The 25,972-nt window shown below is 57.1% G+C and carries 21 protein-coding genes and 2 CRISPR repeat arrays; of the genes, 9 read left to right on the top strand and 12 right to left on the bottom strand.

The genetic code is table 11. The annotated features are described in order from the left end of the window. Positions 1-118: 118 nt before the first annotated feature. Positions 119-1,162 carry an L-glyceraldehyde 3-phosphate reductase gene (gene mgrA, locus ASG35_RS14900; protein WP_056358906.1) on the top strand — a complete coding sequence of 348 codons (1,044 nt, stop codon included), beginning with the start codon at positions 119-121 and terminating at the stop codon, positions 1,160-1,162. A gap of 465 nt (positions 1,163-1,627) precedes the next feature. After that, positions 1,628-2,398, top strand: a complete 771-nt coding sequence (locus ASG35_RS14895) for a ferredoxin--NADP reductase (protein ID WP_056358535.1) — start codon at positions 1,628-1,630, stop codon at positions 2,396-2,398. A 176-nt stretch (positions 2,399-2,574) separates the two neighbouring features. Here the strand turns inward: ASG35_RS14895 and ASG35_RS14890 are convergent, their stop codons facing one another. Next, the gene (locus ASG35_RS14890) at positions 2,575-2,760 is read right to left on the bottom strand and encodes a hypothetical protein (protein ID WP_056358532.1); all 186 of its coding nucleotides are present in this window, start codon (positions 2,758-2,760) and stop codon (positions 2,575-2,577) included. Here ASG35_RS14890 and ASG35_RS14885 point away from each other — a divergent pair. Together ASG35_RS14885 and ASG35_RS14880 are read left to right on the top strand one after the other, a co-directional pair. After that, complete coding sequence (locus tag ASG35_RS14885) at positions 2,759-4,156, top strand: amino acid permease (RefSeq protein ID WP_056358530.1); 1,398 nt, start codon at positions 2,759-2,761, stop codon at positions 4,154-4,156. The two genes, ASG35_RS14890 and ASG35_RS14885, sit on opposite strands and share 2 nt — an antisense overlap. 215 nt (positions 4,157-4,371) lie before the next feature. Further along, positions 4,372-5,418 (top strand): XdhC family protein, encoded by a 1,047-nt coding sequence (locus ASG35_RS14880; RefSeq protein ID WP_056358902.1) that lies wholly within the window; start codon positions 4,372-4,374, stop codon positions 5,416-5,418. Between the two features lie 25 nt (positions 5,419-5,443). On the opposite strand, the gene ASG35_RS14875 is transcribed toward ASG35_RS14880, so the two are convergent. From ASG35_RS14875 to ASG35_RS14840, 8 genes are all read right to left on the bottom strand, one after another. Further along, complete coding sequence (locus tag ASG35_RS14875; protein ID WP_056358527.1) at positions 5,444-6,202, bottom strand: glycosyltransferase family 2 protein; 759 nt, start codon at positions 6,200-6,202, stop codon at positions 5,444-5,446. A gap of 330 nt (positions 6,203-6,532) precedes the next feature. Further along, positions 6,533-8,753: a CRISPR direct-repeat array (repeat unit 32 nt; unit sequence GTTTCAATCCACGCGCCCGCGAAGGGCGCGAC). A gap of 192 nt (positions 8,754-8,945) precedes the next feature. Further along, on the bottom strand, positions 8,946-9,236 hold the full coding sequence (gene cas2, locus ASG35_RS14870; RefSeq protein WP_056358524.1) for a CRISPR-associated endonuclease Cas2: 291 nt from the start codon (positions 9,234-9,236) through the stop codon (positions 8,946-8,948). 9 nt (positions 9,237-9,245) lie between these two features. Beyond that, entirely contained in the window at positions 9,246-10,286 is a 1,041-nt protein-coding gene (gene cas1c / locus ASG35_RS14865) for a type I-C CRISPR-associated endonuclease Cas1c (RefSeq protein WP_056358522.1), read from the bottom strand. 2 nt (positions 10,287-10,288) lie between these two features. Beyond that, positions 10,289-10,933 (bottom strand): CRISPR-associated protein Cas4, encoded by a 645-nt coding sequence (gene cas4, locus ASG35_RS14860; protein ID WP_056358519.1) that lies wholly within the window; start codon positions 10,931-10,933, stop codon positions 10,289-10,291. A gap of 4 nt (positions 10,934-10,937) precedes the next feature. Further along, a complete protein-coding gene (gene cas7c / locus ASG35_RS14855; protein WP_056358517.1) occupies positions 10,938-11,813 on the bottom strand; it encodes a type I-C CRISPR-associated protein Cas7/Csd2 in 876 nt (291 codons plus the stop codon). Beyond that, positions 11,810-13,621 (bottom strand): type I-C CRISPR-associated protein Cas8c/Csd1, encoded by a 1,812-nt coding sequence (gene cas8c / locus ASG35_RS14850; RefSeq protein WP_056358515.1) that lies wholly within the window; start codon positions 13,619-13,621, stop codon positions 11,810-11,812. The genes cas7c and cas8c overlap by 4 nt, the downstream gene beginning before the upstream one ends. Continuing rightward, on the bottom strand, positions 13,618-14,292 hold the full coding sequence (gene cas5c, locus ASG35_RS14845) for a type I-C CRISPR-associated protein Cas5c (RefSeq protein ID WP_056358900.1): 675 nt from the start codon (positions 14,290-14,292) through the stop codon (positions 13,618-13,620). The genes cas8c and cas5c overlap by 4 nt, the downstream gene beginning before the upstream one ends. 84 nt (positions 14,293-14,376) lie before the next feature. Further along, entirely contained in the window at positions 14,377-16,599 is a 2,223-nt protein-coding gene (locus ASG35_RS14840) for a CRISPR-associated helicase/endonuclease Cas3 (protein ID WP_056358512.1), read from the bottom strand. Between the two features lie 529 nt (positions 16,600-17,128). Then, positions 17,129-17,880: direct repeats of the CRISPR family, unit length 31 nt; unit sequence GTTTCAATCCTCGCGCCCGTGAGGGCGCGAC. A 443-nt stretch (positions 17,881-18,323) separates the two neighbouring features. On the opposite strand from ASG35_RS14840, the gene ASG35_RS14835 reads away from it, so the two are divergent. Beyond that, positions 18,324-19,445, top strand: a complete 1,122-nt coding sequence (locus ASG35_RS14835) for a PepSY-associated TM helix domain-containing protein (protein WP_056358508.1) — start codon at positions 18,324-18,326, stop codon at positions 19,443-19,445. Between the two features lie 51 nt (positions 19,446-19,496). Here the strand turns inward: ASG35_RS14835 and ASG35_RS14830 are convergent, their stop codons facing one another. The 3 genes from ASG35_RS14830 to ASG35_RS14820 form a co-directional block, all read right to left on the bottom strand. Further along, a complete protein-coding gene (locus ASG35_RS14830) occupies positions 19,497-20,222 on the bottom strand; it encodes a PepSY-associated TM helix domain-containing protein (protein WP_056358504.1) in 726 nt (241 codons plus the stop codon). A 183-nt stretch (positions 20,223-20,405) separates the two neighbouring features. After that, the gene (locus ASG35_RS14825; RefSeq protein ID WP_056358501.1) at positions 20,406-21,470 is read right to left on the bottom strand and encodes a serine/threonine protein kinase; all 1,065 of its coding nucleotides are present in this window, start codon (positions 21,468-21,470) and stop codon (positions 20,406-20,408) included. A gap of 76 nt (positions 21,471-21,546) precedes the next feature. After that, positions 21,547-21,762 (bottom strand): hypothetical protein, encoded by a 216-nt coding sequence (locus ASG35_RS14820; protein ID WP_056358497.1) that lies wholly within the window; start codon positions 21,760-21,762, stop codon positions 21,547-21,549. Between the two features lie 348 nt (positions 21,763-22,110). Between ASG35_RS14820 and ASG35_RS14815 the strand changes: the two genes are divergently transcribed. From ASG35_RS14815 to ASG35_RS14800, 4 genes are all read left to right on the top strand, one after another. Further along, positions 22,111-23,346 carry an MFS transporter gene (locus ASG35_RS14815; protein ID WP_056358492.1) on the top strand — a complete coding sequence of 412 codons (1,236 nt, stop codon included), beginning with the start codon at positions 22,111-22,113 and terminating at the stop codon, positions 23,344-23,346. A 235-nt stretch (positions 23,347-23,581) separates the two neighbouring features. Continuing rightward, a complete protein-coding gene (locus tag ASG35_RS14810) occupies positions 23,582-23,767 on the top strand; it encodes a hypothetical protein (protein WP_047895389.1) in 186 nt (61 codons plus the stop codon). 281 nt (positions 23,768-24,048) lie between these two features. Continuing rightward, complete coding sequence (locus ASG35_RS14805) at positions 24,049-24,831, top strand: DUF1295 domain-containing protein (RefSeq protein ID WP_056358489.1); 783 nt, start codon at positions 24,049-24,051, stop codon at positions 24,829-24,831. Between the two features lie 24 nt (positions 24,832-24,855). Next, entirely contained in the window at positions 24,856-25,968 is a 1,113-nt protein-coding gene (locus ASG35_RS14800; RefSeq protein WP_056358486.1) for an SAM-dependent methyltransferase, read from the top strand. Positions 25,969-25,972: the final 4 nt, after the last annotated feature.

The raw sequence follows: 25,972 nt of genomic DNA, 5'->3' as shown, positions 1-25,972 counted from the left end.
TTCGATAACATGTCAGACCCGGCGCATGTCAGACGACATGAACCTGATCACGCGCCGCGCGATTGTTTCTCGTTTGTGCTGGCAAACCTTCCCACATCATCGATTCGAGGATTACGTCATGGCTTACGAAGCAGCTTCCGAGCGCTATACGCAGATGGCTTACCGCACCTGCGGCAAGAGCGGGCTGAAGTTGCCGGCGTTGTCGCTAGGTCTTTGGCACAACTTCGGCGACACCACGCCGATCTCCACGCAGCGCGACATCCTGCGTACCGCGTTCGATCTCGGCATCACGCACTTCGATCTGGCCAACAACTACGGGCCGCCGTACGGCAGCGCCGAGACCAATTTCGGGCGCTTGTTCAAGGACGACTTCAAGCCGTATCGCGATGAATTGCTGATTTCGTCGAAGGCGGGATGGGACATGTGGCCAGGCCCGTACGGTCAGGGCGGCGGCTCGCGCAAGTACGTGCTGGCTTCGCTGGATCAGAGCCTGAAGCGCATGGGTCTCGACTACGTGGACATTTTCTATTCGCATCGTTTCGACGCCGACACGCCGCTCGAAGAAACCGCCGGCGCGCTCGCAACCGCCGTGCATTCGGGCAAGGCGCTGTATGTAGGGATTTCGTCGTATTCGCCGGCGAAGACGCGCGAAATGGCGAAGCTTTTGGCCGAACACAAGGTGCCGCTGCTTATTCACCAGCCGTCGTACAACATGCTGAACCGCTGGATCGAGGAAGAACTGCTCGATACGCTCGACGGCATCGGCGCCGGCAGCATTGCGTTCACGCCGCTGGCGCAAGGGCTCCTGACCGGCAAGTACCTGAATGGCGTTCCCGCCGACGCGCGCGTGAACAAGCCGGGCGGCGGATCGCTGAAACAGGAACATTTGAGCGCGCAGAACATCGAGCACGTTCGTAAGCTCAACGATCTGGCGCAACGGCGCGGCCAAAGCCTCGCGCAAATGGCGCTGGCGTGGGCGTTGCGCGGCGGCCGCGTGACGTCGGTGCTGATCGGCGCGAGCCGTCCGGAACAGGTGACGGAGAATGTCGGCGCGTTGAAAAATCTGGAGTTCTCGAAGGAAGAACTCGCGGAAATCGATCAGCACGCGACCGAAGGCGGCGTCAATCTTTGGGAAAAGCCGTCGACGGATCAACGCGTTTGATTAGCGGCATCGAGTGAACGGCGTGGCTTAGTTGTTTTACCCGCGCCGTTTTCTGTTCCTCAACGCCTTCAAGTCCGGCCTGTCGGCAGCAGGGCTTTTGCCTTGCCGCCGTTGCCCATTGCTATCATGCGGACTCCGGAAAATTCGCATTGCGTGGTCCGCAGTCGTCCGACCTGCCAACAGGAAAAACGTCCGCCAACCACAGAAACGCGTGTGCGGTAAAATAGCCGATTACGCGTGCGGCAGCGAGGAATGCGGAACATTCGCTCCGGGCGCGGGGGCCTTGCCAGTCACAGGCCCGGTTTGAAGCGTGCCGCCGGACTTCGGCTAGTGTCCGCGAGAACAACCTGAAGCATTGCTTTCGTTGCGCCTTTCCGGTGTTGTCGTCGCAATCGTGCCCAGTTGTCTGAACGGTCACCGGCACGCACCACTGCGCCGCCCTGATTCCGCACTATCCATGAAGCCATGAGCAACCTTAATCCTCAAACCGTTCTGAGCGTCCATCACTGGACCGACACGCTGTTCAGCTTTACGTGCACGCGCGATTCCGCTTTTCGTTTCGAAAACGGCCAGTTCACCATGGTCGGCCTCGAAGTCGATGGCAAGCCGCTGCTGCGCGCCTACAGCCTGGCGAGCGCCAACTACGAAGAACATCTCGAGTTCCTCAGCATCAAGGTTCAGGACGGTCCGCTGACGTCGCGCTTGCAGCACTTGAAAGTGGGCGATCCCGTGTTGATCGGCAAGAAACCGGTAGGTACGCTGGTCGCCGACAACCTCCTGCCGGGCAAGACGCTGTGGCTTCTTTCGACTGGCACGGGCCTCGCGCCGTTCATGTCGATCATCAAGGATCCGGATGTCTACGATCGTTTCGACAAGATCGTGCTGACGCATACGTGCCGTTTTGTCGATGAACTCGCGTACAAGGATTTCATCACCGAGCATCTTCCAGCGCACGAGCACCTTGGCGAACTGATCCAGGAAAAGCTGGTGTATTACCCGACGGTCACGCGCGAAGAGTTTGCCAATCGCGGCCGCATTACGGATCTGATCGAAACGAAGAAGCTGTTCTCCGATCTCGACGTGGCGCCGTTTTCGGTCGAAAACGATCGCGTGATGCTTTGCGGCAGCCCGCACATGCTGCGCGACACACGTCAACTTCTCGACGACATGGGTTTCCAGGAAGGCAGCAACAATCATCCGGGACATTACGTGGTGGAGAAGGCTTTCGTCGGCTGATGTATTTGCTGGTGATCGTTTGATACGAAAAACCGAAGCCTGCGCTTCGGTTTTTTGTTTTTGGAGGCATTAACCGCGCGGGATATGCAATGCACTTTTGCGACAAAATGCCTGCCAAGGTGGCATTTACTTCCTATTCAGCTTACAAAAGTTAAACGTGTCGATTTTTGACGCAATCAAGCAATTTTCAGAAATTTCTCCTCGAAAGACGTTTTAGCGCGGAAGTCAAAATTCCTATCTTCGCAACGTTTTGCGACGCATAACCTCCCGTCTCCGATAAAATCTCCGGTTTTCCAGTTGATTCTGCGCCGCCGATCCAGCGATCCGGCGCGCCAGCCCGAGGTTAGGAGTTCCATCTTCATGTCCCTGTTCCGTAAAAAAAGCATCGAGCACATGCTCGCCGGCGCGCAGCGTGCCGGATTGAAAAAGACGCTCGGCGCGCTCGATCTGACGGTTCTCGGCGTTGGCGCGATTATCGGCACGGGGATATTCGTGCTCACCGGAACCGGCGCCGTTCAGGCGGGACCGGCGCTGATGGTGTCGTTTCTCTTCGCGGCGATCGCGTGCGGGCTGGCGGCGCTGGCCTACGCGGAGTTTTCATCGACAATTCCGGTCGCCGGATCCATCTACACATACTCGTACGCGACGCTCGGTGAACTGGCCGCGTGGGTGATCGGCTGGGATTTGATGCTGGAATACGGCTTGGCGACTTCGGCGGTATCCGTTGGCTGGTCGGGATATCTGCAGTCGTTGCTGTCGGGCTTCGGCATTTCTCTTCCTACCGTGCTGACCGCGGCGCCCGGTGCGGTGCCCGGACAGTTCACGCTTTTCAATCTGCCCGCATTTCTCGTGATGATGGCGATCACAGCGCTGCTGTCCATTGGCATCAAGGAATCGGCGCGCGTGAACAACATCATGGTCGCGATCAAGGTCGCGGTCGTGCTCATGGTGATCGGCGTCGGCGTATTCCATGTGACGCCCGCGAACTGGCATCCGTTCATGCCGAATGGCTGGGACGGCGTGTTCGGCGCGGCAGCCGTGATGTTTTTCGCGTTCATTGGATTCGATTCGGTGTCCTCGGCAGCCGAGGAAGTGAAGAATCCGAAGCGCGATTTGCCGATCGGCATCATTTCGTCGCTCGCCGTCTGCGCCGTGCTGTACGTCGCGGTGGCCGCCGTGGTGACGGGCATTGTGCCGGCGGCGCAGTTCGCGAGCATCTCGCATCCGGTTTCGTATGCGCTGCAGGTCGCGGGGCAACCGTGGGTGGCGGGGTTTATCGATCTGGGTGCGGTGCTCGGCATGTTGACCGTGATTCTGGTCATGAGCTACGGACAGACGCGCATCATCTACGCAATGTCGCGCGATGGTTTGTTGCCGGCGCGGCTTTCGAAGGTTCATCCGAAATACGGAACGCCGTTTTTTACAACGTGGTTCGTCGGCATTTTCTTCGGCTTGATTGGTGCGCTCGTGCCGCTCAATGTGCTGGCCGAACTGATCAATATTGGCACGCTGGCCGCGTTTTCGATGGTATCGATTGCCGTGCTGGTTCTGCGCCGCACGCATCCTGACCTGCCGCGCGCGTTTCGCTGCCCGGGTGTGCCGGTCGTGCCTGTTCTCGCCGTGGCCGCGTGTTTGTTTCTGATGCTGAATCTGAGAGCGGTGACGTGGGTTGCATTTGTTGCCTGGCTCGCGATCGGGCTTGCAATTTACTTCGGATATTCGCGCAGGCATTCGAAACTCGGGCGCGGGACGGAGTAAGCGTTTCGGTTTGCTGCAGGTTTTGCTGCACGTTCTGCTCCACGCTTGGCGCCGCCCATCGAGGCGGCGCTTTTACGTCCGTAGCGAAGCGGCAGTAACATGAGCGGGCATTCCGGAGCTGTGTTTTACTCTGGTTTTGAAGCATCGATGTGCCAGGCGCCTGGGCGATAGCCAACTCAAACGGCTGCCAGCAGCAAGACGAAGAAGGGGAAAACATGGACAGCGTGGATCTCGAAGTCTTGAGAAACAGTGCGCGATGGCTCGAACGCGGGCATCGCGTATTGCTGGTGACAGTGGTCAAGACGTGGGGCTCGTCGCCGCGGCCGGAAGGCGCAATGCTCGCCGTTCGCGACGATGGCGCGGTGATGGGCTCGGTATCGGGCGGCTGCATAGAAGACGATTTGATCGAACGCGTCAGGCAGCGCGGGATTGAGCAAAAGACACCCGAAAGCGTGAAGTACGGGATTTCGGCGGAAGAAGCACATCGGTTCGGATTGCCGTGCGGCGGCACGATTCAGCTCGTGCTGGAACCTTTGTCGATGGCGAGCGGTATCGCCGAATTGTGCGAATCGGTCCTTGCAGGGAAGCTGGTGACGCGTACGTTGAACATGCAAAACGGCGCTGTTAGTTTGGAGCCGGCGCAGGAAACGGACGGCGTCGTCTTCAACGAAACCACGCTTTCTACCATTCACGGTCCGCGCTTCAGGATGCTGGTCATCGGTGCAGGACAGTTGTCGCGATATTTGTGCAGCATCGCGGTCGGACTGGATTATCACGTGACCGTGTGCGATCCGCGCGAGGAATATACCGACGAGTGGGACGTGCCCGGGACGAAGATTGTGCGCACCATGCCCGACGATACAGTCACGGAAATGAAGCTCGACGAGCGATGCGCGGTGATTGCACTGACGCACGATCCGAAACTCGATGACCTCGCGTTAATGGAAGCTTTGAAAACGCCGGCATTTTATGTGGGCGCGTTGGGATCGCGGAAAAATAACGCGGCGCGGCGTGAGCGGCTTAAAGAGTTTGATTTGTCCGATGCCGAGTTATCGCGATTGCATGGACCTGTTGGTATTTATATCGGCAGTAGAACGCCGCCTGAAATAGCGGTATCGATTCTTGCTGAAGTAACGGCCGCGAAGAACGGCGTTTCCTTGCCGACAATCCTTCAAGTCGAAGGCGCGAAGGCGGCGCGTGAACTTGAAGGAAGCGGCGAAGTTTGCGGGATTCAAGACGGCGTTGGCATAACCCAGCACTGAATAGCCGATGTCATTCAGCGGCGCTTTATGAGCTCACTTTGCCGCTGAGCTGCATGGCTCGAAGATATTTCCCCGATACCTCCGACGCGCCGTAATGCACGACCGTCTGATCGATCAACGCCCATATCGATAATCCCGCCTGGCGCGCCCGCAAGCAAAAGGAAACGTCTTCGCCAAGGTAGACGCCGTCCTCTTCAATCGTCTCAAAGAAACCGTAGAACTTTCCGCTGGGAATCATCGATTCATATTGTTTCGGTGGCGAATAGCATTCGGTAAAGGGTTGCGTGACTTCGAAAGCTTCACGTTGCGCGAGAAAAACGCCAGTGCCGATATGCCGCGCTTCAGCAAATCCATTACGAAAATCGATATCGCCGTCTGCGTTTACTATCGGCGCGAATGTGTAATCGGCGTGTTTCTCGAGCCAGTCGCGCATCGATAAACCGGTGTCATCGGAGGCTATTGTGCGGTCGAGGTTGAAGCGCCGGAATGGATACGCGACGCCTGTTATGGGTTTATCCGCGGCCAGAAGTTTGATGACTGATTCGGGCGGAAACTTCATGTCGGTATCGAGGAAAAGCAGATGCGTAAATTTAGGATTGTTTAAGAAATAATTGGCGAAGAAGTTGCGCGCCCGAACGATTTGCGATGACGCAACGTGCAACAGTTCGTAGGTCACGTCTGCTTTGGTGAACGCGTGGGTCAAGTCGAGCAGTGAGAAAGCAAAATTGACGTGAACTTCTTCGCCGTAAGTGGGGAGGCAGATTAGAACGTGGTGGGCCGGCATGAGTCTGTCCGTTTTTATGGATGGTTGATTTTGCGCTCGATCACGGGTGAGCGGTATTGTTAGGATTGTTAAAAGAATGTTTCGATGTGAGGGCGGTTAGCGATGGGAGCTATGGTACATGCGGGTTGGCTTGTTGTTGTGAAGAGTGCGGTTTGATGGTGGTGTTTGTGGTGAGGGCGGCTTTTTGCGAGGTGAGGGGCAGTTTGAATGAGGGCGATTGACGGTTCTGGGGAAGGCGAGCGTTTGGGCTGGCAATTGTTGCGGTTTGAGCTTATGCGACCGGGAGGGGCGCGACTTGCGGCACCTTGTAATAGTCTGTTCGGTCGCCCTGTTTCAATCCACGCGCCCGCGAAGGGCGCGACCATTTGTGCATTTGACTAGGGCATGTAACCGTGAAGTTTCAATCCACGTGCCCGCGAAAGGCGCGACGCGCGCATGCCATTTGTCACGTCCGTGCGATAGCGTTTCAATCCACGCGCCCGCGAAGGGCGCAACGCCGCCCCTTTGCGACGGGTTTACCCGACACCGTGTTTCAATCTACGCGCCCGCGAAGGGCGCGACGTGCCATGTGTCATCGCACGTACCGGCGTGCAGGTTTCAATCCACGCGCCCGCGAAGGGCGCGACGCGAAACCTGAGCGCCGATGTTGGCGCGGGATATGTTTCAATCCACGCGCCCGCGAAGGGCGCGACTCAGCGAGTAATAAACAATTCGCTTGCCCCGTTTCAATCCACGCGCCCGCGAAGGGCGCGACCGCCAACGTCACATGTTGGACTTTTGAAATGCACCGAGTTTCAATCCACGCGCCCGCGAAGGGCGCGACGCGCAACCGACTGCAGGTAGGGCTTGACCCACCACGCGGTTCAATCCACGCGCCCGCGAAGGGCGCGACGATAGCGGTTGTCTTGTGCGACGGTCCAAGATGCGTTTCAATCCACGCGCCCGCGAAGGGCGCGACAGGAAACGGACCGGCGTTTGAATGCGATTGAACGCCGTTTCAATCCACGCGCCCGCGAAGGGCGCGACGTATCTCGGATGCGGTGGGCGGCATCTTGACCAGCGTTTCAATCCACGCGCCCGCGAAGGGCGCGACAAGCGCCGCCATGCCTGCAGATGGAACCGAGGCCCGTTTCAATCCACGCGCCCGCGAAGGGCGCGACCTTCGTCGTTCTCCCATACGGATTGAGGGCGCGGTTTCAATCCACGCGCCCGCGAAGGGCGCGACCTTCCGCCGCGCCGTTTGCGGCCGCCCACGTTTCGTTTCAATCCTCGCGCCCGCGAAGGGCGCGACACCGAGATCAAGCTCCCAAAACTCACGCGCAAAATGGTTTCAATCCACGCGCCCGCGAAGGGCGCGACCGGCACATATCGGCCGCATGTGTACGCATCCGCGTTTCAATCCACGCGCCCGCGAAGGGCGCGACCTGGGATCGCCCGCACCTCGATCTCATATGCAGGTTTCAATCCACGCGCCCGCGAAGGGCGCGACCCCATAGTTGCTGAAATAAGGAATCCAAATCATGCTGTTTCAATCCACGCGCCCGCGAAGGGCGCGACCTTACGCAGATCGAGGAAGCAACCGCCTTGCAGGTTTCAATCCACGCGCCCGCGAAGGGCGCGACAATGGCGTTGGCCTTGCTACTTTCGACGCCCCCCGGTTTCAATCCACGCGCCCGCGAAGGGCGCGACCCGACAATCCGCATGAACACAATGCCGCGACTGACGTTTCAATCCACGCGCCCGCGAAGGGCGCGACGCATCGAACAGTGGCAAGACGATATCCGCGTGTATGTTTCAATCCACGCGCCCGCGAAGGGCGCGACCAAAGCTACCCGCGCGCTACGCTCACGCAGGGATCGTTTCAATCCACGCGCCCGCGAAGGGCGCGACGGCGCGCTTCTCTGCTTGGGCTACATCTGCGAGTTTCAATCCACGCGCCCGCGAAGGGCGCGACGGGCGACTCTTTTCGGGGTCACCGCAAAATGCGTGTTTCAATCCACGCGCCCGCGAAGGGCGCGACGACTACACCCGCACCGGCGCACAACGACGGCAAGGCGTTTCAATCCACGCGCCCGCGAAGGGCGCGACGCCCACAACCGCGCCGGCTAGCCGATCTGCTCGGTTTCAATCCACGCGCCCGCGAAGGGCGCGACAAAGTCGCTACGCATATAGCGATAGTCACGCATAGTTTAAATCCACGCGCCCGCGAAGGGCGCGACGAAATACAACAATGCCTTCGTCAGCACAAGCTGGTTTAAATCCACGCGCCCGCGAAGGGCGCGACACCCAAACGCACCCGCAAGCGCTTCATTGCCAAAGCCGTTTAAATCCACGCGCCCGCGAAGGGCGCGACCGATACGATGCCGATAACTGCCGCTGTTCGTCCGTTTAAATCCACGCGCCCGCGAAGGGCGCGACGGCGTGGCGTCTTTATCGCGGCATGACCATCGATGTTTAAATCCACGCGCCCGCGAAGGGCGCGACGATGCAGGAGAAACATCAGACGCGCTGGCTAAAATGTTTAAATCCACGCGCCCGCGAAGGGCGCGACGCCATCTCACCTAACTTACTGTATTGGCTGACAAAAATCCTTCGTTTCCGCGAACGGCACAGCGTCACAAACAAAAAATCCGGCCAACATACGAAATCCCGCCACTCAACGAAAAATCCCCAACAAAATCAAAGCGTCTTCATTTCCGCGAACCTCCCTACAAAACCCCGGCCACTTCACGTTCGCAACTCCTTAAACAATCAACGGCCCGTTGAAATCCACCGCCTCCTTCGCGCCGACATGCTCAATCCGGCGCTCCCAGTTATTCCCAAGAAAATAAAATCGCAAACTGTCAACTTCGGTATCGATCACGCTGATCAAACGGCGCTTCAGGAACGTCCACTGAGCAGCATCGACTTCAATCTCGAACACCGAATATTGAACTCGCTGACCAAAATCCTTGCAGGCGCGAGCAACCCGGCGCAACCGACGTGCGCCTCCTTCAGTCGATGTCGCCACGTCATAGCTCACCAGCACCATCATTGCGATTCCTCATTTCCACAAGAATGCGGGATACGCGTCCAGGTCGCCGCGTAAATGGCGTGCAAGCAACTGCGCCTGCACAAACGGCACCATGCCCAGCGGGATCTTTTCTTCCAGAAAAGGATGCATGATTTCATCGCGTTTTCGCTCCTGATATGCGATCAGCAACGCCTTCCTCGATGTTTCGGTAAGCAAGCACGCGCCGTTATCCAGGAAACGGAAGTCCCTCTTGTTCAGTTGTTTTCGGTTAATCATCGACAATGCCAGTCGATCGGCCAGTACCGGCCGCATCTCTTCTATAAGATCAAGCGCCAGACTCGGTCGTCCCGGTCGGTCGCGATGCAGAAACCCTACCGCGGGATCCAGTCCAACGGTTTCCAGCGCCGAGCGGCAATCGTGGGTAATCAGCGTATATAAAAAAGAGAGGACCGCGTTGATCGCGTCGAGCGGCGGTCTTCGGCTTCTGCCACCGAACTTGAATACGGGATCGTCGGTACGGACAAAATGCTGAAAAACGCCAAAGTAATTCTGCGCAGCTTCACCTTCCAGTCCGCGTAAAACGTCTATGTCGTTTTCACTCGGAAGCCGACGCGAGATGATCAACAGCCGCTTTTGTGCGCGTTCTATTTCAAGTCGAATGTCGTCCGTATAAGTTTCGCCATAATCACGCAATGCGCGGCTCAAAACGGCGCGCTGGTTATGTAATTTTCCCGCGACGACATTGCGCACAATTGGCGCTGCGCGAAGAAGGTCGTCGCTGACGCGGTATTGCTCCCGCCGCAGCAACACGTTTCCAGAAACCGGACCTTCCACGCGCGCGAGAAAACGGCCGTGCATCGATAAATAGGCGACGCTTACGCCAGACTCCGCGCAAAAGCCAAGCAACGGCGGCGATATCATCACGCGCCCGAAACACACAACGCTCGCCAGCATGTGAATGGGAAGCCGGGCGCGTTCGTCACCTTCGACTTCCATCACGACATTCGCGCCGTCTTTCTTGAGCCACGCACCTTCGGTGGTGACATACAGCGTGTTGAGTTGCCGTCGCAAGATTAATCCTTGAGTTGCGCTTCAAACCATGTTTTTACCGAGCCATGTCGCCCCAGCATTTGCGGCCGGCAATCGTCAATCAGAGAACATGAGTCGCAGCGACTTGCTTCGTAACGCGCCATAGGCGTGAGACCATCCCGGACCAACGCACGCACGAGCTCGATCGTGTTAATGGTCAACGCTCTCAATTCGGTATCAATAGGAACGACACGACGACGGCGCGTCTTACCATAGAAAAGCGCGCCTTCGAGAATGGACTGCTTCAACATGTATTCCAGACACAAGGTCTGTGCACAAAGCTGAACTTCGTCGGCGCGATGCGCTTTCGGTTTTCCGCGCTTGTATTCGACCGGATAAGCGCGTTCGACTTGCTCATTGTCCAGCCGATGAAATTCCACGACATCCGCGATGCCGGCAATACCCAATTCCGCGTTTGATAATGGCATCGCGGTAACGGTTCGCACACCACGGCGGCTTTCCGCGCGGGGCAAATCGGCTTGTTCGTGCAGCACGCGCCCCTCGGCGGTATAGACGTTCTCGCTCCATATCTGTTCAACGTGGATAAGTGCGCATTGCCGGGGGCAAAACAGATAATGCTGGAGCGCGGAAAGCGCTATGGTTTCATCGGAGAAGGGCGCACTTGCCATTGCGTCAGATTCGATCGATGACTTCGACGCCGTCTGCAATCTGCGCTTTATCGATCAATACATCGTAGTCGACGAATTTGCGCGCCGGAAGTTCTTTACCTTTTTCCTTTCTCTTAACTGTGACCGCTTCAAAAAGCTTATGCGCCGGCGCGTTACCCAATGCGCTTTCGTGTTTGAAGACAATTAGCCTGCGAGCCGTCATCTCGCCGCGCGCGGCCGAGCGGTCGTGCTCGAACATATTCGTCAACGAACGCCACACGAGTTCGAGATCGTCCTCGGTGAATCCGGTACGCTCCGCAAGTTTCGCCGATATAAACCCGTGCGCCCGATACAAGCCATAAGGGAGGATATGTTTGCGACCCATGGTGCGGTTGTCTTTTTGCTTTTCGGAATCGGCTTCTGTGGTGACGGCCATACGGGTGATCGAAAGTTCCATTTGCAAGATCGGGTCAATCGATGTAGCGAATGCAAGCTGGACCGGTCCACGAACCTGGCCGCAGTTGACTCCGGTTGTCATCACAGCGCCGAACGCGCGAATATCAAAGAAGTTGTTGCACATCCACTGAGTAAGTTCGTCTGCCTTCTTCGAGTCCTTCGGGAGCTTCTTGTCGGGTTCAATGCCAACGGCCTGATAAGCGAGTTTGTGCTGCAAATTGAGAATGGCTTTTTCTTGCATATAAATGGCATGTCGCGCTTCACCATCTTTCTCCAGTGCCACATAATTGCGTATCTTCCGTTTCAGGCAAACATCGGTAACGATCCCGAGATTGGTCTCCGGATCTATGCGAGGCTGATTACCGTTGTCCGGATCGCCATTAGGATTGCCATTGGTTACGTCAAACAGATACACAAATTCGTAGCGATTTGCGAGGATTGTCATTGCTCATTCTCCGTGTCTTCATCGGGGCCGTTTTCAGCATCGTCTTTTTTTGTGCCGGAATTAAAACAGAGTTGATACTGATGGTAATAGCCAAGTGCAAACCAGCTTTGTTGTTCAACTAAAAGCGCCGCTGGAAAATTGCCGTCCATAAGAAAAAGAATCTCTCTCATCTGCAGGTCTAGCGAAATAATCAGATTCCGTTTTGGACCCTTTTTACCTCGCGAAACATGGTGCACTACGCCGTTCAGCAGTAAGCGGAACACGCGTTGTGGCACGGCTGACGCAGAAGCGTAATAACGGTCTTTGATACTCGAATTGACTTCGCCGAGAGCCACCTCTTGAATGCTTTCAAGCGTGGCGAACAACCTCCCGAGCAGATACCCGGGTTCTCTATTGTCTGGATCGAAACTCACAGGCACCTCCGTTGGATATTTTTTTGGCTTGAGCCGGCGGTTGCGCGAAAGTGCCGCCTTGCAGATTGCGACGCGCATTCCGGTCACCTGTCCGTCCGAGCGTATGCGCGAAATGACTGAGCTTGATAAAGAGCGTGGATAATGTTGACCACTTAAAATTGAACGCGCTAAAGAGCCAGCCATCCACGAAGAAATGTTTTCAGTCTTGTCCTGCGCAGCAATAGACAATAACAAGCGCCATTGATTAGGCGGTGTTTTCCACGGGGTGGGTTTAATTGACAAATCGTCGTAGTGATCCTCCAGCCGCTTCTTGAAAACGTCGAGACGTTCAGTGAACCAGAAGCGCACTGAAAGGCGCGACGCATTCGGTGACAAACCAAGGACAAATATCCTGGACGCAGGATCGAGCAGCGCGTTGAGGTCTTTAATGCCGCGTCCTTCGGCGACCAGACCAAGCGCTGATTGAACTTTGGCGACAGCGCCTGGTTCGCTGTAGCGCGGCTCAAACTCGCGGGAGAAAAAGTCCTCCGCAGCCTCCTGCTCTTCCTGACTCTTCGCTTCCGCCCAAAACACGACGCTCGCGTCGCCGATCTGCACGCATTGACGATGATGCGGATCGCGCAGCAGCAAATAGTTCAACACAGTCGTATAAGCAAACGCCGCGTGGACCGATACAGGCGCATTCGCGCCGCGATCCTTACCGTACGAATCGAACGCGTCGAGGTTGAACGAAACAATCGACGCCCCCGACGATTGCGCGCCCCACACGCCTTTGATCGCCGGATGAAGCCGCGCGATGGGCCGCGTCTCACCGCTGACCAGGCACATGCCAAGCGGGGAATCATCGGTTGCGCTGTATCGCTTGATCAGCTCCTGCGCGGCCGGGCGCTCGTGGATGTATTGCTGTTCGCCATCGATTCGAAACACGACGTTCGCACCGAAAATAGCTGACCCGTGTTTGACCAAAGGCTCGCATTGCTGCCATTGACCGGGAATCCATTCTTCGATGAACTTGCGTAACGCGACAAGACCTTCGTCGGTGGTATCGGCGAGACGTTCGAGGTGGAGCGCCTTGAAAACGGCATGTGATCGCGCATTCAATGTCGGAACGTCGGAATCCTTCTTATGCTCCACGCCGAGCACGAACGCCGTCTTGTCCCAAAGAAAGAATGGTGGCGGCGCTGTGCCTGATCGCTTGAATGACGCTGGAACCGTCAGCATGATCCATTTCGATTTTTTGTCGTTCGGATCGAACAAGCCGATGACGTCGCGCATCTTCCCATCGCGGTCCAGAAGAATGCAATAGCCGATCTTTTCCTGCGTCAATCCAAAAGCCGGTACTTTGCCCTGCGCCGCCAGCCGTTCGTAATAGTCGACGAGTGACTTGATAATCATGCCGCACGCTCCGCAAACGGCAACGCCGGAACATTGATCCAGCCATCTTTGATCGATGCCCTGAAAAAATGCGGCGTCATGCCGTTATTGAAATCGATGTCGTGCAGCATCCACCCAAGGTCCCTCTCGGCCATTAGGGATTCATGCGGCACAGGCGCGGGTTCATCGTCTTTAGGCAACCAGAAATCGGCGGGAAACTCACGTACGCCAAAACACGGCGTCTGAAAACACTGACCTTGACGCGCCCGTCGGTTAAAGATGTCGAGATGCTTGCCGATGGAATCGCCCTCTTCGGCTTTGTCGGTCAGCACGAAATGCGCTTCGATCACGTAGGCTACGTTTCTAAGAATGGACGCCGCGCGTTGCTGACGGTCTTCATCGACGTAATTGACGAGGCCTTCCAGCGTGCCCTTTTTCATGGCCGAGCGCGCACTCGATGCCGGAATCTTGCTGGCGACTTCATTGCGACGAATGGTGTCGAAGCGGATCTCGTTCAACACCTGAATCCGGTCGATAACCCAACGAATTGCTGGCTTCCAGTGAATAGCTTCCACAATTCCGCGCGCGGCTGAAGGCGTGATGACGTCGTAAGACACGCGCTCAACTTTCATCTCCGGGCGTGTGAACAACGCTCTTTCGCCTTTTACATGCAAACGAATTCCGTATGGCACGGATTTCTCCTTTTTGTAACGCAGTAAGTCGCCGTCAGATGCCGGCACGCGGCTTTAGATGGAGCAGACCAGTTGCAAACCTGATTATTGAATGAGGCTTTCTGGATCGAGTAGCAACGAGCCATCAAGCTTCAGGCCAAAATGGTCGCTGTATAAATCCATGGCGATCAGTTGCATGAACTGGTTGTCGTATTTGTGCTTGGCGACGGGTTGAATGGCGCCGCTATCGGCAAGTGCGTTGTAGGCTTTATGCGGAATCTGGATTAGATACGGCTGGAGCTTTCGAGCAATGCCACTGCATTTGTCGGTGTCTTCGAGGTCTTGCAACAACGCCTTGCATTGAGCGTCGGCGGGAATGATCACAGGCATTTGCACGCTGTTGATCATCTGGAAGAGCTGGCCTATAAGGTCGAATTTAAACATCTCGATTCCATCTGCCTCGATCATTTCAAGCAAGTTATGTTTGTCGAGTTTGTCCGCGCCGAGCTGCCAATAGAGGGCGCTGAAATACGCGTTGATCGCGGCGATTGAAAGGGGATTCACCTCACAGGTACGCAATATCTCGCGGGCTTTATCGGCTAAAGGTTGAATTGCTTTCGGCGGCGCCCAGTCGCTATTTTCAGTCGCAAAAATTTCCACGATGCTTTCCGCCCGCGGCCGTTTTCCGCTTCTGTTGCAACGACCGGCGGCTTGAGCAATAGAATCCAGCCCGGCTTCCGCGCGCATCACATATGGGAAGTCGATATCGACGCCGGCTTCAATCAACGGCGTCGATACGAGCCGGCAAGGCTCATTGTTTTCCAACATCTTGCGGACTTCGTTGAGGACGCGAGTGCGATGCTTCGGGTACATCAGCGTGCTTAGGTGACGGGCGCCTTTCTCGTTTGTTATCGATGAATAAAGTGCTTGCGCATGCCGCCGGTTGTTAACGATGGCAAGCACTTGGTCGTGGTCACGCATGCGCTGAGTCAATGCGTTGTCATCAAGCGTGCCCGCCGATACGATCGTGACGCGCGCCAGGGTTTCAAACAGCGCTTCGGGATCGGGCGCGAGTTCGATCACGTCCTTGAAACCGCCTGCAAATTTGGGCGCGTTGAGTGCGGGTTGCGTCGCGGTGCAAAGCACAATGCTCGTCTTGTAGTTGAGTGCAAGTTCATCCAGCACGGCGACACACGGGAGCAACAGATTGAGCGGGAGCGCCTGGGCTTCGTCAAGAATGACTACGCTGCCCGCAATGTTGTGCAGCTTCCGGCTTTGCGATGGCTTCGACGAATACAAGCTCTCAAAAAATTGCACCGATGTAGTCACGATCACCGGCGCGTCCCAGTTGTCCATGACGACGCGCAATTTCGCCGCAGCTTCGGCTTGATTGCGAGGATCGGGAACGAAGGCGCTGTGATGTTCGAGCACGGCGGCGTCGCCGAGATCGCCGAAGGCTTTCCTGAAGACGGCGGCATTCTGCTCAACGATGCTCGTGAACGGAATCACGAAGATCACGCGATCAAGGCCGTGCGCAATGGCGTGATCGAGCGCGAATGCCAGCGATGTCAGCGTCTTGCCGCCGCCCGTTGGAACCGTCAGCGAAAACATGCCGATGCGATCGTTCGCGTGGGATCGGGCGTGCGTGAGGATTTGGGCACGGGTTGTGTCGATGGGATTCCTGACTTCCAGCGCGCTTAGATATGCATTCAGTCTGGCGCGCAATTCGACAAGCGTCGGCCTTTGAATGTCTCGGTCGAACGGCCGGTTTTCGATTCTGGAATAGAAGCGGTCGGTGTCGAGATAATCACTGTCGACCACGCACGAGAAGATCATTCGCGTCAGGAAGAAACGCTGGAATTGCGTACGTTCCTTGTTTTCCCGCCATGCAGTTGGCCGCATCTCATTCGCCGTAGGAGGCAACGTAAGATCTTTCAGGTAATCGTTGAACAGCGGGGGAAGGTCGGCGGCTAACCGGTCGTCGAGCGAGGTTCGTGCTCCAGGGGCGCGGCCGTTTGCCAATCCCGCGTGATGGCCCGCAATACCGTAGGCCATCATCCTGCCTGGCGCGCCGTATTTCTCGCACGCGATTCGCGCGCCCCATGTGGCGTGGTCCACGCGACGGCCGCCTCGGATGCGCTGTTGATATGCGTCAGTGTATTTGCCGAGATCGTGCAACTTTCCAGCCGTTTCCGCGAGCACGGTGGCGCCAAAATGTCGCGCCGATTGACCCGCGAGTTTTCCCACTGCGTTGAGATGATCCGGAAGCGTTTGCCAGTCGGTCTCGTCAGGGTTCGACGTGGAGTGTGCGTGGAAAACTCGTGTCACGGGCGCCGCCTTGGGGGATTGTGGGCGGGCGTTCTCATTCTTAGAAGCGCGTAGCTTAGGTCGTCGCTTTGTGGAAATGCAGCCTGCAATTAGAAGAGCTTAATATCGGTGCCATCTTAGAATTTGATTTGGAAAGGTAATAATTTGACTTGTTTAAGAGATGGGGCCGATCGCGGCTGGAATGGGTGCTTAGTTTGGGTGGGTTTTGGGCTTACGAGTTTGTGAGAGTGCGATTGATTGCGGTACACCGCAACGCCTTAGATGCGCATGTTTCAACCCACGCGCCCGTGGCAGCGCGACTGTCAACCGCGTTCCGATACTTAGTACGACCTACGTGCCAACCCACGCGCCCGTGAGGGCGCGACATTCCGGCTACCTCTACGCGGACCGCTTGATCTTGGTTTCAATCCACTCGCCCGTGAGGGCGCGACACAGTCTGCATCAGTTTATTTGTCGCGACCTGCACGTTTCAATCCCCGCCCGTGAGGGCGCGACGTCTCACCTTTGAAAAACTCAATCCCATCGATGTATTTTCAATCCCCACGCCCGTGAGGGCGCGACGGGCCGTATTTGGCGCTCAAAAGCTGGTCGAAATAGTTTCAATCGCCGCGCCCGTGAGGGCGCGACGAGCCGCGTCGTCGCCAATGATGTAGCGCTCAGGGTTTCAATCCCCGCGCCCGTGAGGGCGCGACACCCAGCGACTTGATGCGCATCGCCTCGACCTCGTTTCAATCCTCGCGCCCGTGAGGGCGCGACATTTTCATCCCGTGCCAAGTGGCACAGTTGCATGTTTCAATCCTCGCGCCCGTGAGGGCGCGACGCAGAGCCGGTATTTACGTATTTGTTTTATCTCAAGTTTCAATCCTCGCGCCCGTGAGGGCGCGACCGCGATCGGCACGCGCGACCAGCCCCAGCATTTCATTGTTTCAATCCTCGCGCCCGTGAGGGCGCGACCTGCTTCGGATCGTCCGCCCATAGCGTTGAATTGCGTTTCAATCCTCGCGCCCGTGAGGGCGCGACCGCGATGCAGGCTACGACGTGGACGACTAGCCACGGGTTTCAATCCTCGCGCCCGTGAGGGCGCGACAAGTTGTCGCCATCTGCCAGGCGCAAGGCGCTGGTTTCAATCCTCGCGCCCGTGAGGGCGCGACCTACCTTGTAGGCAATCACAAGGTCAGTGACGCCGTTTCAATCCTCGCGCCCGTGAGGGCGCGACTACACACCGGAATCATCAAACAGCTTTCTAAGCAGTTTCAATCCTCGCGCCCGTGAGGGCGCGACACCATCCCATTCAACCCACTGTTCCAAAACAAAAAATCTGGCGTCTTCCGCGAACCTACCAAGTACCAATCCATTCGCACCGCCAGAAAATGCCATGTTGCAATCCTCCGCTTGAAAAACGTTACAGATCAAGCTGCTAAGTGGTTGCGCGAACCTACCTACAGAAAGCCGGTCGCTACCGGTTCGCACTTGCCGTCTTAATCGACATCTTCGGTAGGCCGCAAGGCATTAACTCACGTTCCTGCTGCGCCTCCACATCGCAGATCCGCCCCGTAGATCGGAAAGATGTTACCTCAGTGATTCTGCTACCAACCAGGCAGGCGAATCGCAAGGACACCATAGAGATGTATATAATAATCATTCTCATTTAAACGGCCGTAACGAGCGATCCAAACGCCCCTACCCACCCGAACCCCAACAAAGAACCGACCGTAATCCGCCTCATGCTCACCCCCCAATCCCTCCGCACCTGGTCGCTTGTTCACAAATGGACGAGCATCGTGTGCACGGCCTTCATGCTCTTGCTGTGCCTCACCGGCTTGCCGCTGGTCTTCGGCCATGAGCTCGATGTGCTTCTGGGCGATGCCATCGAAGCACCCGAGCTCCCGGCAAGCGAGGCCAACGCGCGCGCAAGTTACGACGCCGTCCTGAAATCCGCGCTGACGAAAAACCCCGGCCACGTGCCGCAATACATGATCTGGGAGCCCGATGAACCCATGCTGCCGATCATCGTCACCGCGCCGCGCGCCGATACCCCGCCCGACGATACGCAAAGCACGACCATCGACGGTCGCACGGCTCAGGCGCTAGGCGCGCCGCCGGGCAAGGGATCACTGAAGTTCGTGCTGCTGAAACTGCACGTCGATATGTTCGCGGGTTTGCCCGGCAAGCTGTTCCTCGGCGCGATGGGCGTCAGTTTCGTCGCGGCGATCGTCTCGGGCGTGGTGGTCTATCTGCCGTTCTGGAAGAAATTCGGCTTGGGCCGCGTGCGTATGAACAAATCGCGGCGCATCGCTTGGCTCGATGGTCACAACGCGCTTGGCATGCTGACGTTGATCTGGGCGCTGCTGGTCGGCGCAACGGGTTCCATCAACACGCTTGCCGATCTGCTGCTCGACGCCTGGCGCAACGACCAGCTCGCGCAAATGCTTGCGCCATATCAAGGCAAGCCGCCGGTCGTGGCGACAGCGTCCATCGATAAAGCGATACAAACCGCGCGCAACACAGCGCCTTCAATGATCCCGTCGTTTGTGGCATTCCCCGGCACGCGCTTCAGCAGTCCGCATCACTACACGGTGTTCATGCGCGGCGATGGCATTTTGACGACACGCATGCTGCGCCCGGTTCTTATCGATGCGGAAACTGGCGCGCTCACGGATTCGCGCGAATTGCCGTGGTATCTGAAGTTGTTGCTGGGCTCGCAACCGCTGCATTTCGGCGATTTTGGCGGCATGCCGTTGAAGATATTCTGGGCAGCGTTCGATGTACTGACGATCATCGTGTTGGGAAGCGGCTTGTATCTGTGGCTTTCACGCGGCAACAAAAACAAAGCTCGGCCTGCCTGACAAAAAACCCCGCACGAAGGCGGGGTTTTTATCGAATCAAAGCAACTGCGATTACATCAATCCCATCCAGACCATAGCGACAATCGAGGCGCCCACAATCACCGCGCCCACGGTCTTGCGCTTGTTCAACTCGGTCCACAACAGCACGCCGGTCAGCGATAACAAGATGATGCTGCCCGCGAGCGTATCGATCAGCAGTACCCAGCCCACGCTCAAACCCACGCCTTTATGCAGGTTGCTCATGGTCGAAAGAAAGCTGTTCTCGCTTTTCTTCACCGATACAAACCCGTTGCCCACCCAATATTCCGCCATCACAGATCCGCCCGGCGATGACACCGCCACGGTCCATTGTTCAGGTTGCATGGTTTTCTGATCGCCCCAGCCAACCGCGTGCGCCGGTTCGCGTTTCGCCCGGCCGAGATTGCCTTCAATCTTGAGCTCTTTCTTGAGCCATTTGCCGAGTTCCATCGGCGACTTGAGGCCTTGGGCGGGCAGCGCCAACTGCATCTGCGAGACTTGGGGTTCACCGCTCGATATTCTCAACGGTCCAGCGCGATGATTTAGCAGAAAGCCAGTCGAGCCGAATAAAAGCCCAAGCACCGCGCCCCATAGCCCAACCCATCCGTGGACTTTGCGCAGCCATTTGATAAATGTGGCGCGGCGCGAGCGCTGCTTGCGGGAAATCTGTTCGGCGTCGTCGATGAGTCTTCCGCCATGCGGCGCGTACTGCATCGTGGTCGCGTTGGACGCGGGATCAAGGGTTTCGGGCGCGTTCAAGCGTCTCTCCAGTCATGCGATTCAAGGGAATGCGGGATGTTTAGCCAGACCGATGCGGACAGACGTGCATCGACAAGACAAATTCTCGAATGAGAATTGTTATCATTACATGTCGAATAATTTTGTTCAACGGGTTTGTAAGGAGGCCGGCGCGAGCGCGCCGTTCTCGAAAAATACGAATGATTACAAGGGCCAGAGCGGCCCTTCGTCCATTGCGGCAATCTGCTCGCGCAATTCGAGAATCCGGTCTTCCCAATAGCGCTGCGTGTTGAACCACGGGAAGGCCGCCGGAAAAGCCGGATCGTTCCATCGACGTGCGAGCCACGCCGCGTAGTGAATCAGGCGCAAAGTGCGAAGCGCCTCGACCAGGTGAAGCTCACGCGGTTCGAAATCGCAAAAATCCTCGTAGCCAGCGAGCAGATCGCCAAGCGCCCGCGATGCTTCCACGCGATCTCCCGGCAGCAGCAGCCACAAATCCTGGATGGCGGGCGCCATGCGGCTATCGTCGAAATCGACGAAATGCGGGCCCGCATCCGTCCACAACACGTTGCTCGGATGGCAATCGCCGTGAAGCCGGATGCTTTTGATATCGCCAGCGCGGTCGTAGCAACGCTCGACGCCTTCCAGCGCCATTTTCACGATGGTTTCGTAGGCTTCGCGAACGTCGTCGGGCACAAAACCGTGCGAGAGCAGGAAGTCGCGCGGCTCGTAGCCGAACGTCTGGATATCGAGCGATGGCCGCTCAACGTACGGCTTGATCTGCCCGACCGCGTGAATCCGCCCGATAAACCTCCCCAGCCATTCCAGCGTCTCAGGCCGGTCGATATCCGGCGCGCGTCCGCCTCGACGCTCGAAGATGGAAAACCGGTAACCCTCGAAGGTGTGCAACGTCGCGCCGCTGATTGTGCGTGCCGGAACCGCGGGGATTTCGCGCTCGTAAAGCGTGCCGACGAACGCGTGCTCTTCGAGAATGGCGAAATCGGACCATCGTTCCGGCCGATAAAACTTCGCGACCATCGGCGGCCCGTCTTCCATGCCAACCTGATACACACGATTTTCGTAGCTGTTGAGGGCGAGCATGCCGCCGTCGGTGCGTTCGCCGAGTGGCATCAGGACGCTGTCGAGCGCATCGAGTACACGTTCGGGCGTGAGATCGGCGAAAGGCGGGGCGGGAAGATTGGCGTTGTTGCCTGAAGAACTGGAATTCTCGTCTGGCGTGCGCGATGCATCGGAATGGTTCGGGTTCATTCCAGCATTGTGACGCGCATCGCCGGGGGAAGCATCAGCAATGCGCGTTTATACGGTCGATGAGTTGCCCACGCGTTCAGTGCATGAGCACGTTGCTGCTCGGTCGGACGAGTTCGCCGGTATCGATCAGATCTTCGAGGAAGAACGGTTCCGTGTTGAGCAATTCGGACGTGCCGGGTTCGTCGGCGTACCAGGCGACCATGGCCATGTCGCCAAGAATGCGCATGACGATGCCGCGTGCGCCTTGGGGCACGGCAATATGAACGGAGCGAACGATTGAACCGATTTGCATGATGACTCCCCGAAATATGCCGGCATATACGTAATGACGTGATGCGAGCCGGCCGGTTCTGGATGAAACACAGGTTTTAAGGCCCGTGCACTGGACTGCTATGCCGCGCGAATGTGTGGATGGTGTATGAATGACTTCCGATTGGCGGCGTATTCCAATGATTTCGGCTCAATGGTTGTTCTACTTTAGCGCATCGGTTCTGCTTGGGTTCAACTTTGCCGTCGTTTATAGACGACGAAACCGCATCAACGGAATTATCGAAAGTTGATTGAAAGCGTTTGAGCCAATGCTCGGCGAGACGTTTCTGTTCCCGGTATCGTTGCGCGTTTGGCAACTGGAAATTCATTCGTGACCTTATTGAAGGCGTCCAAGCTTTCCATCGATCCCACGCCTTATCTTGAACGCGGATCGCGCGCTTATTGGCACGCTTCAATTGCGTTGCTGTTTGCAGGCTACGCCACTTTTTCGCTGCTTTACTGTGTGCAGCCGCTCCTTCCTGAGTTCACCAAAGCGTTCGGCGTGAGTCCGGCGCAGAGCGCGCTGTCGGTATCGGTGACGACTGCCGCGCTTGCCATCGCCGTCTTCGTTGCGGGCTTTGTTTCCGAAGGATGGAGCCGGCATAAGTTGATGACTTTGTCGCTGACGGTCTCTTCGCTATTGACGATCATCGCGGCGTTTCTGCCGAGCTGGCACGGTCTCCTGATCGTGCGCGCGCTCGAAGGGCTTGCGCTCGGCGGCGTGCCGGCTGTCGCCATGGCGTATCTCGCGGAGGAAGTGCATCCCGATGGCCTCGGCCTCGCAATGGGGCTTTACGTCGGCGGCACGGCAATTGGCGGCATGGCGGGGCGCGTGATCAGCGGCATTCTCGCGGACTTCTTTTCGTGGCGTGTGGCTATTGGCGGGATCGGGGTGCTGGGCTTGCTCGCGACGCTCGCATTTCGCGCGTTATTGCCGCCGTCCAGGCGCTTCGTGCCGCGCGCGGGAATGGGATTCACGCATCATCGGACGGCGTTGACCGGGCATCTGAAAAACCGCGGCCTGCCGTTCCTGTTCCTGATCGGTTTCGTGCTGATGGGCAGCTTCGTCACGATCTACAACTACGTGGGGTATCGGTTGATCGCCGCGCCGTTCAATTTGAGCCAGACGGAGATCGGCGCCATCTTCGTGGTGTATCTGACGGGCGTGGTTGCGTCGCCATGGTCCGGCAAGATGGCCGATGTTTTCGGCCGTGGCCGCGTGCTGATCGCAGCGCTCGCGTTGATGATCGCCGGCGTGGCAATGACGTTGTCGTCGTCCTTGCCGGTGGTGATCGTGGGGATTGCGTGCATGACGTTCGGGTTTTTTGCCGGGCATTCGGTCGCAAGCGGCTGGGTCGGATTGCTTGCGAAAGGCGCGAAAGGGCAAGCAGCCGCGTTGTATTTGCTCGCGTATTACATCGGGTCGAGCGTGCTGGGTTCGTGGGGCGGCCATTTCTGGACTATCGACGGCTGGCGCGGCGTGACGGGCCTTGTTTTCGTATTGCTGGTTATCGGCTTGGGCGCTGCAGAATTCCTGCGTCGGCGCGAGCGGCGAACGGTCGTTTAGATTCACCCGCGAATGTAAAGAAAGCCGCTAGTAAATTTCTTCATACAAGGGTTATTCCGTATCCGCTTAAAAGAACGCGGCGCCAAGCCCCGTCTGGCAAGGCGCGCGCTTTTGGCGGTGCGGCGTTTGCGCGCTGCAGCATGTTTAAAGCCAAAATCGCGGCCTATACTCAAGTTGAACGTGCGACGTTCCACGCATTCAGATGGACGCCGAGCACGGACGATGGGAGACGAGTATGACCACCTACTTCACGATCGGCGATTTCATTCTGATCATTCCAATGGCACTCGCGGGGATTCTCTTCTTGGGCGCAGTTCCTTGCGCTACGCAATTCCGCAAAAACACGTTGCGCGTATTTGGCGCGCTGCTCGGGGTGCTGGTTGCATTCCTGCTGGTTGAGGGACTGCCGGCGCTAGTCTAGACGCCTCAATTCTGATCAGCGCGGCGAGCCGGATTTACCAAATTGCCGCGCGTGCTGGACAGGAACTCGACGTTTTAAACGCGTCGTTCCTGTATTCCCGATTGCCTTCGCGGGAATGCCCCATGCTCACGTTCTTGACGTCCGTCATGAACGTCGACCGTCGATACACGCCCTCTTCGTAACATCGCGCATCCGTCCAATGACGGCTTGCGTAAATAGAGCCAGTTGCTGTCTCAGTCGATGCCATTCAGCTTCAACGATAAAAAGACATCGAGGATTACATGCCCTTGCTCACCGTTGCCGTTATTGGATTTGTCGCGCTCATCGTCATCTTTACGGCGGTCTGGGCGTGGCAGCTTAAATCGAAGAATGCGGGAATGATCGATCCCATTTGGGCGATGTCGCTCGGCTTGCTCGCCGTGTTTATCGCGGTATTTGCGAAAGGCGAGTTGCATACGCGGGTTATCGTGGGGATTGGCGGACTCGTGTGGGGCATGCGGCTCGGCTTGCATTTATGGAAACGCAATGCCGGTCGCGATGAAGATCCGCGTTATCACAAGTTCCGCGAGCAATGGGGCGCCGACGCCAACAAGAAAATGTTCTGGTTCTTCCAGCTGCAAGTCGTCATTTCAATGCTGCTGTCCATTGCGTTTTTCGTCCCGGCTTATCGCACGACGCAGCCAGGCGCGCTTTGGGTCGCGCTGGCAGTGCTGATCTGGGTTGTATCGATTGCAGGCGAAGCGCTCGCCGATCACCAACTGCATGCGTTCAAAGCCGATGCATCCAATCACGGCAAGGTCTGCCGCGCCGGTTTGTGGAAATACTCGCGACATCCGAATTACTTCTTCGAGTGCGTGCATTGGGTTGCGTACATTCCTTTAGCCGCAGGTAGCGGATCATGGATTATCGCGATGCTTTTGCCACCGGTTTTAATGGCATGGCTCTTGATGAAAGTGTCAGGCGTGCCTATGGTGGAAGCTGAGTCCGCTAAAAAACGCGCGGGATATGCCGAATACATGCGTACGACCAGCGCATTGATTCCGTGGCCGCCGCGTCAGTCATAAACAATAATAGCGAGGAGTTTTACCATGAGCGACCTGTCATCCCGGGCGGCTATGCCACAGCCACAAAAGCAGGACGCGCCGCCGGATGGCTGGCTGATCGACTGGTGCGAACGCGGCCGGCTTCCGGATTCGCTCGTGCGCCTGGGAATGCGCCGGCTGATGAAGCAGCGTCTGCACGATGAAGGTTTGAACGATGGCGAAGCGCGTTCCAAGCGGTTTAATCGATTGGTTGATGAGCTGCGTGCAAGTCCTATTGCTATTGAAACTCAGGCCGCGAATACGCAGCATTACGAAGTGCCGGCCGGGTTTTTTCATGGGCATCTGGGCGAGCATTTGAAGTATTCGTGCTGTTTATACAGAACGGGAACGGAAACGCTCGATCAAGCCGAAACCGCGATGCTCGAAGAGTACGCGGTGCGCGCTCAACTCTACGACGGCCAGCGCATTCTGGATCTCGGTTGCGGCTGGGGATCGCTGTCGTTGTGGCTGGCGCAGAAGTATCCGCATTCGCAGATCGTGGGGTTATCGAATTCGCGGGGGCAGCGCGAGTTTATTGAAGCAACCGCGGCCGAACGCGGCATTACGAACCTGCGCGTGGTGACGGGGAATATTGTCGATTATCAATTCGAGGCGGAAACGCTCGGCGACGGTTTTGATCGCGTGCTGTCGATAGAAATGTTCGAGCACATGAAGAATTATCGCTTGTTGCTGAACAAGATCTCGGGATGGATGCGCGACGACGCCAAGCTGTTCGTGCATGTGTTCGCGCATCGGACGCTTGCTTATCACTTCGAGGTGAAAGACGGCAGCGACTGGATGTCGAAGTACTTTTTCACCGGCGGGACAATGCCGTCGGAATCCTTGTTGCTGCATTTCCAGGACGACCTGACCATCGATCGCCAATGGTGGGTGAGCGGCACGCATTACGAAAAGACCGCGAATCACTGGCTTGAAAATCTCGATGCCGCGCGCAACGAGCTGATGCCATTGCTGGTTCAAACGTATGGCGCCGCCGATGCGCCAGTATGGTTTCAGCGCTGGCGCATGTTTTATATGGCGGTCGCCGAGTTGTTCGGTTATGCGAAGGGCAATGAATGGGGTGTCGCGCATTATCGATTTGCGAAGCGGCGCGGATGATCGA

It is taken from the genome of Burkholderia sp. Leaf177 (assembly GCF_001424345.1).
Lineage (GTDB): Bacteria > Pseudomonadota > Gammaproteobacteria > Burkholderiales > Burkholderiaceae > Caballeronia.
This window is presented reverse-complemented; position numbering and strand designations above follow the sequence as displayed.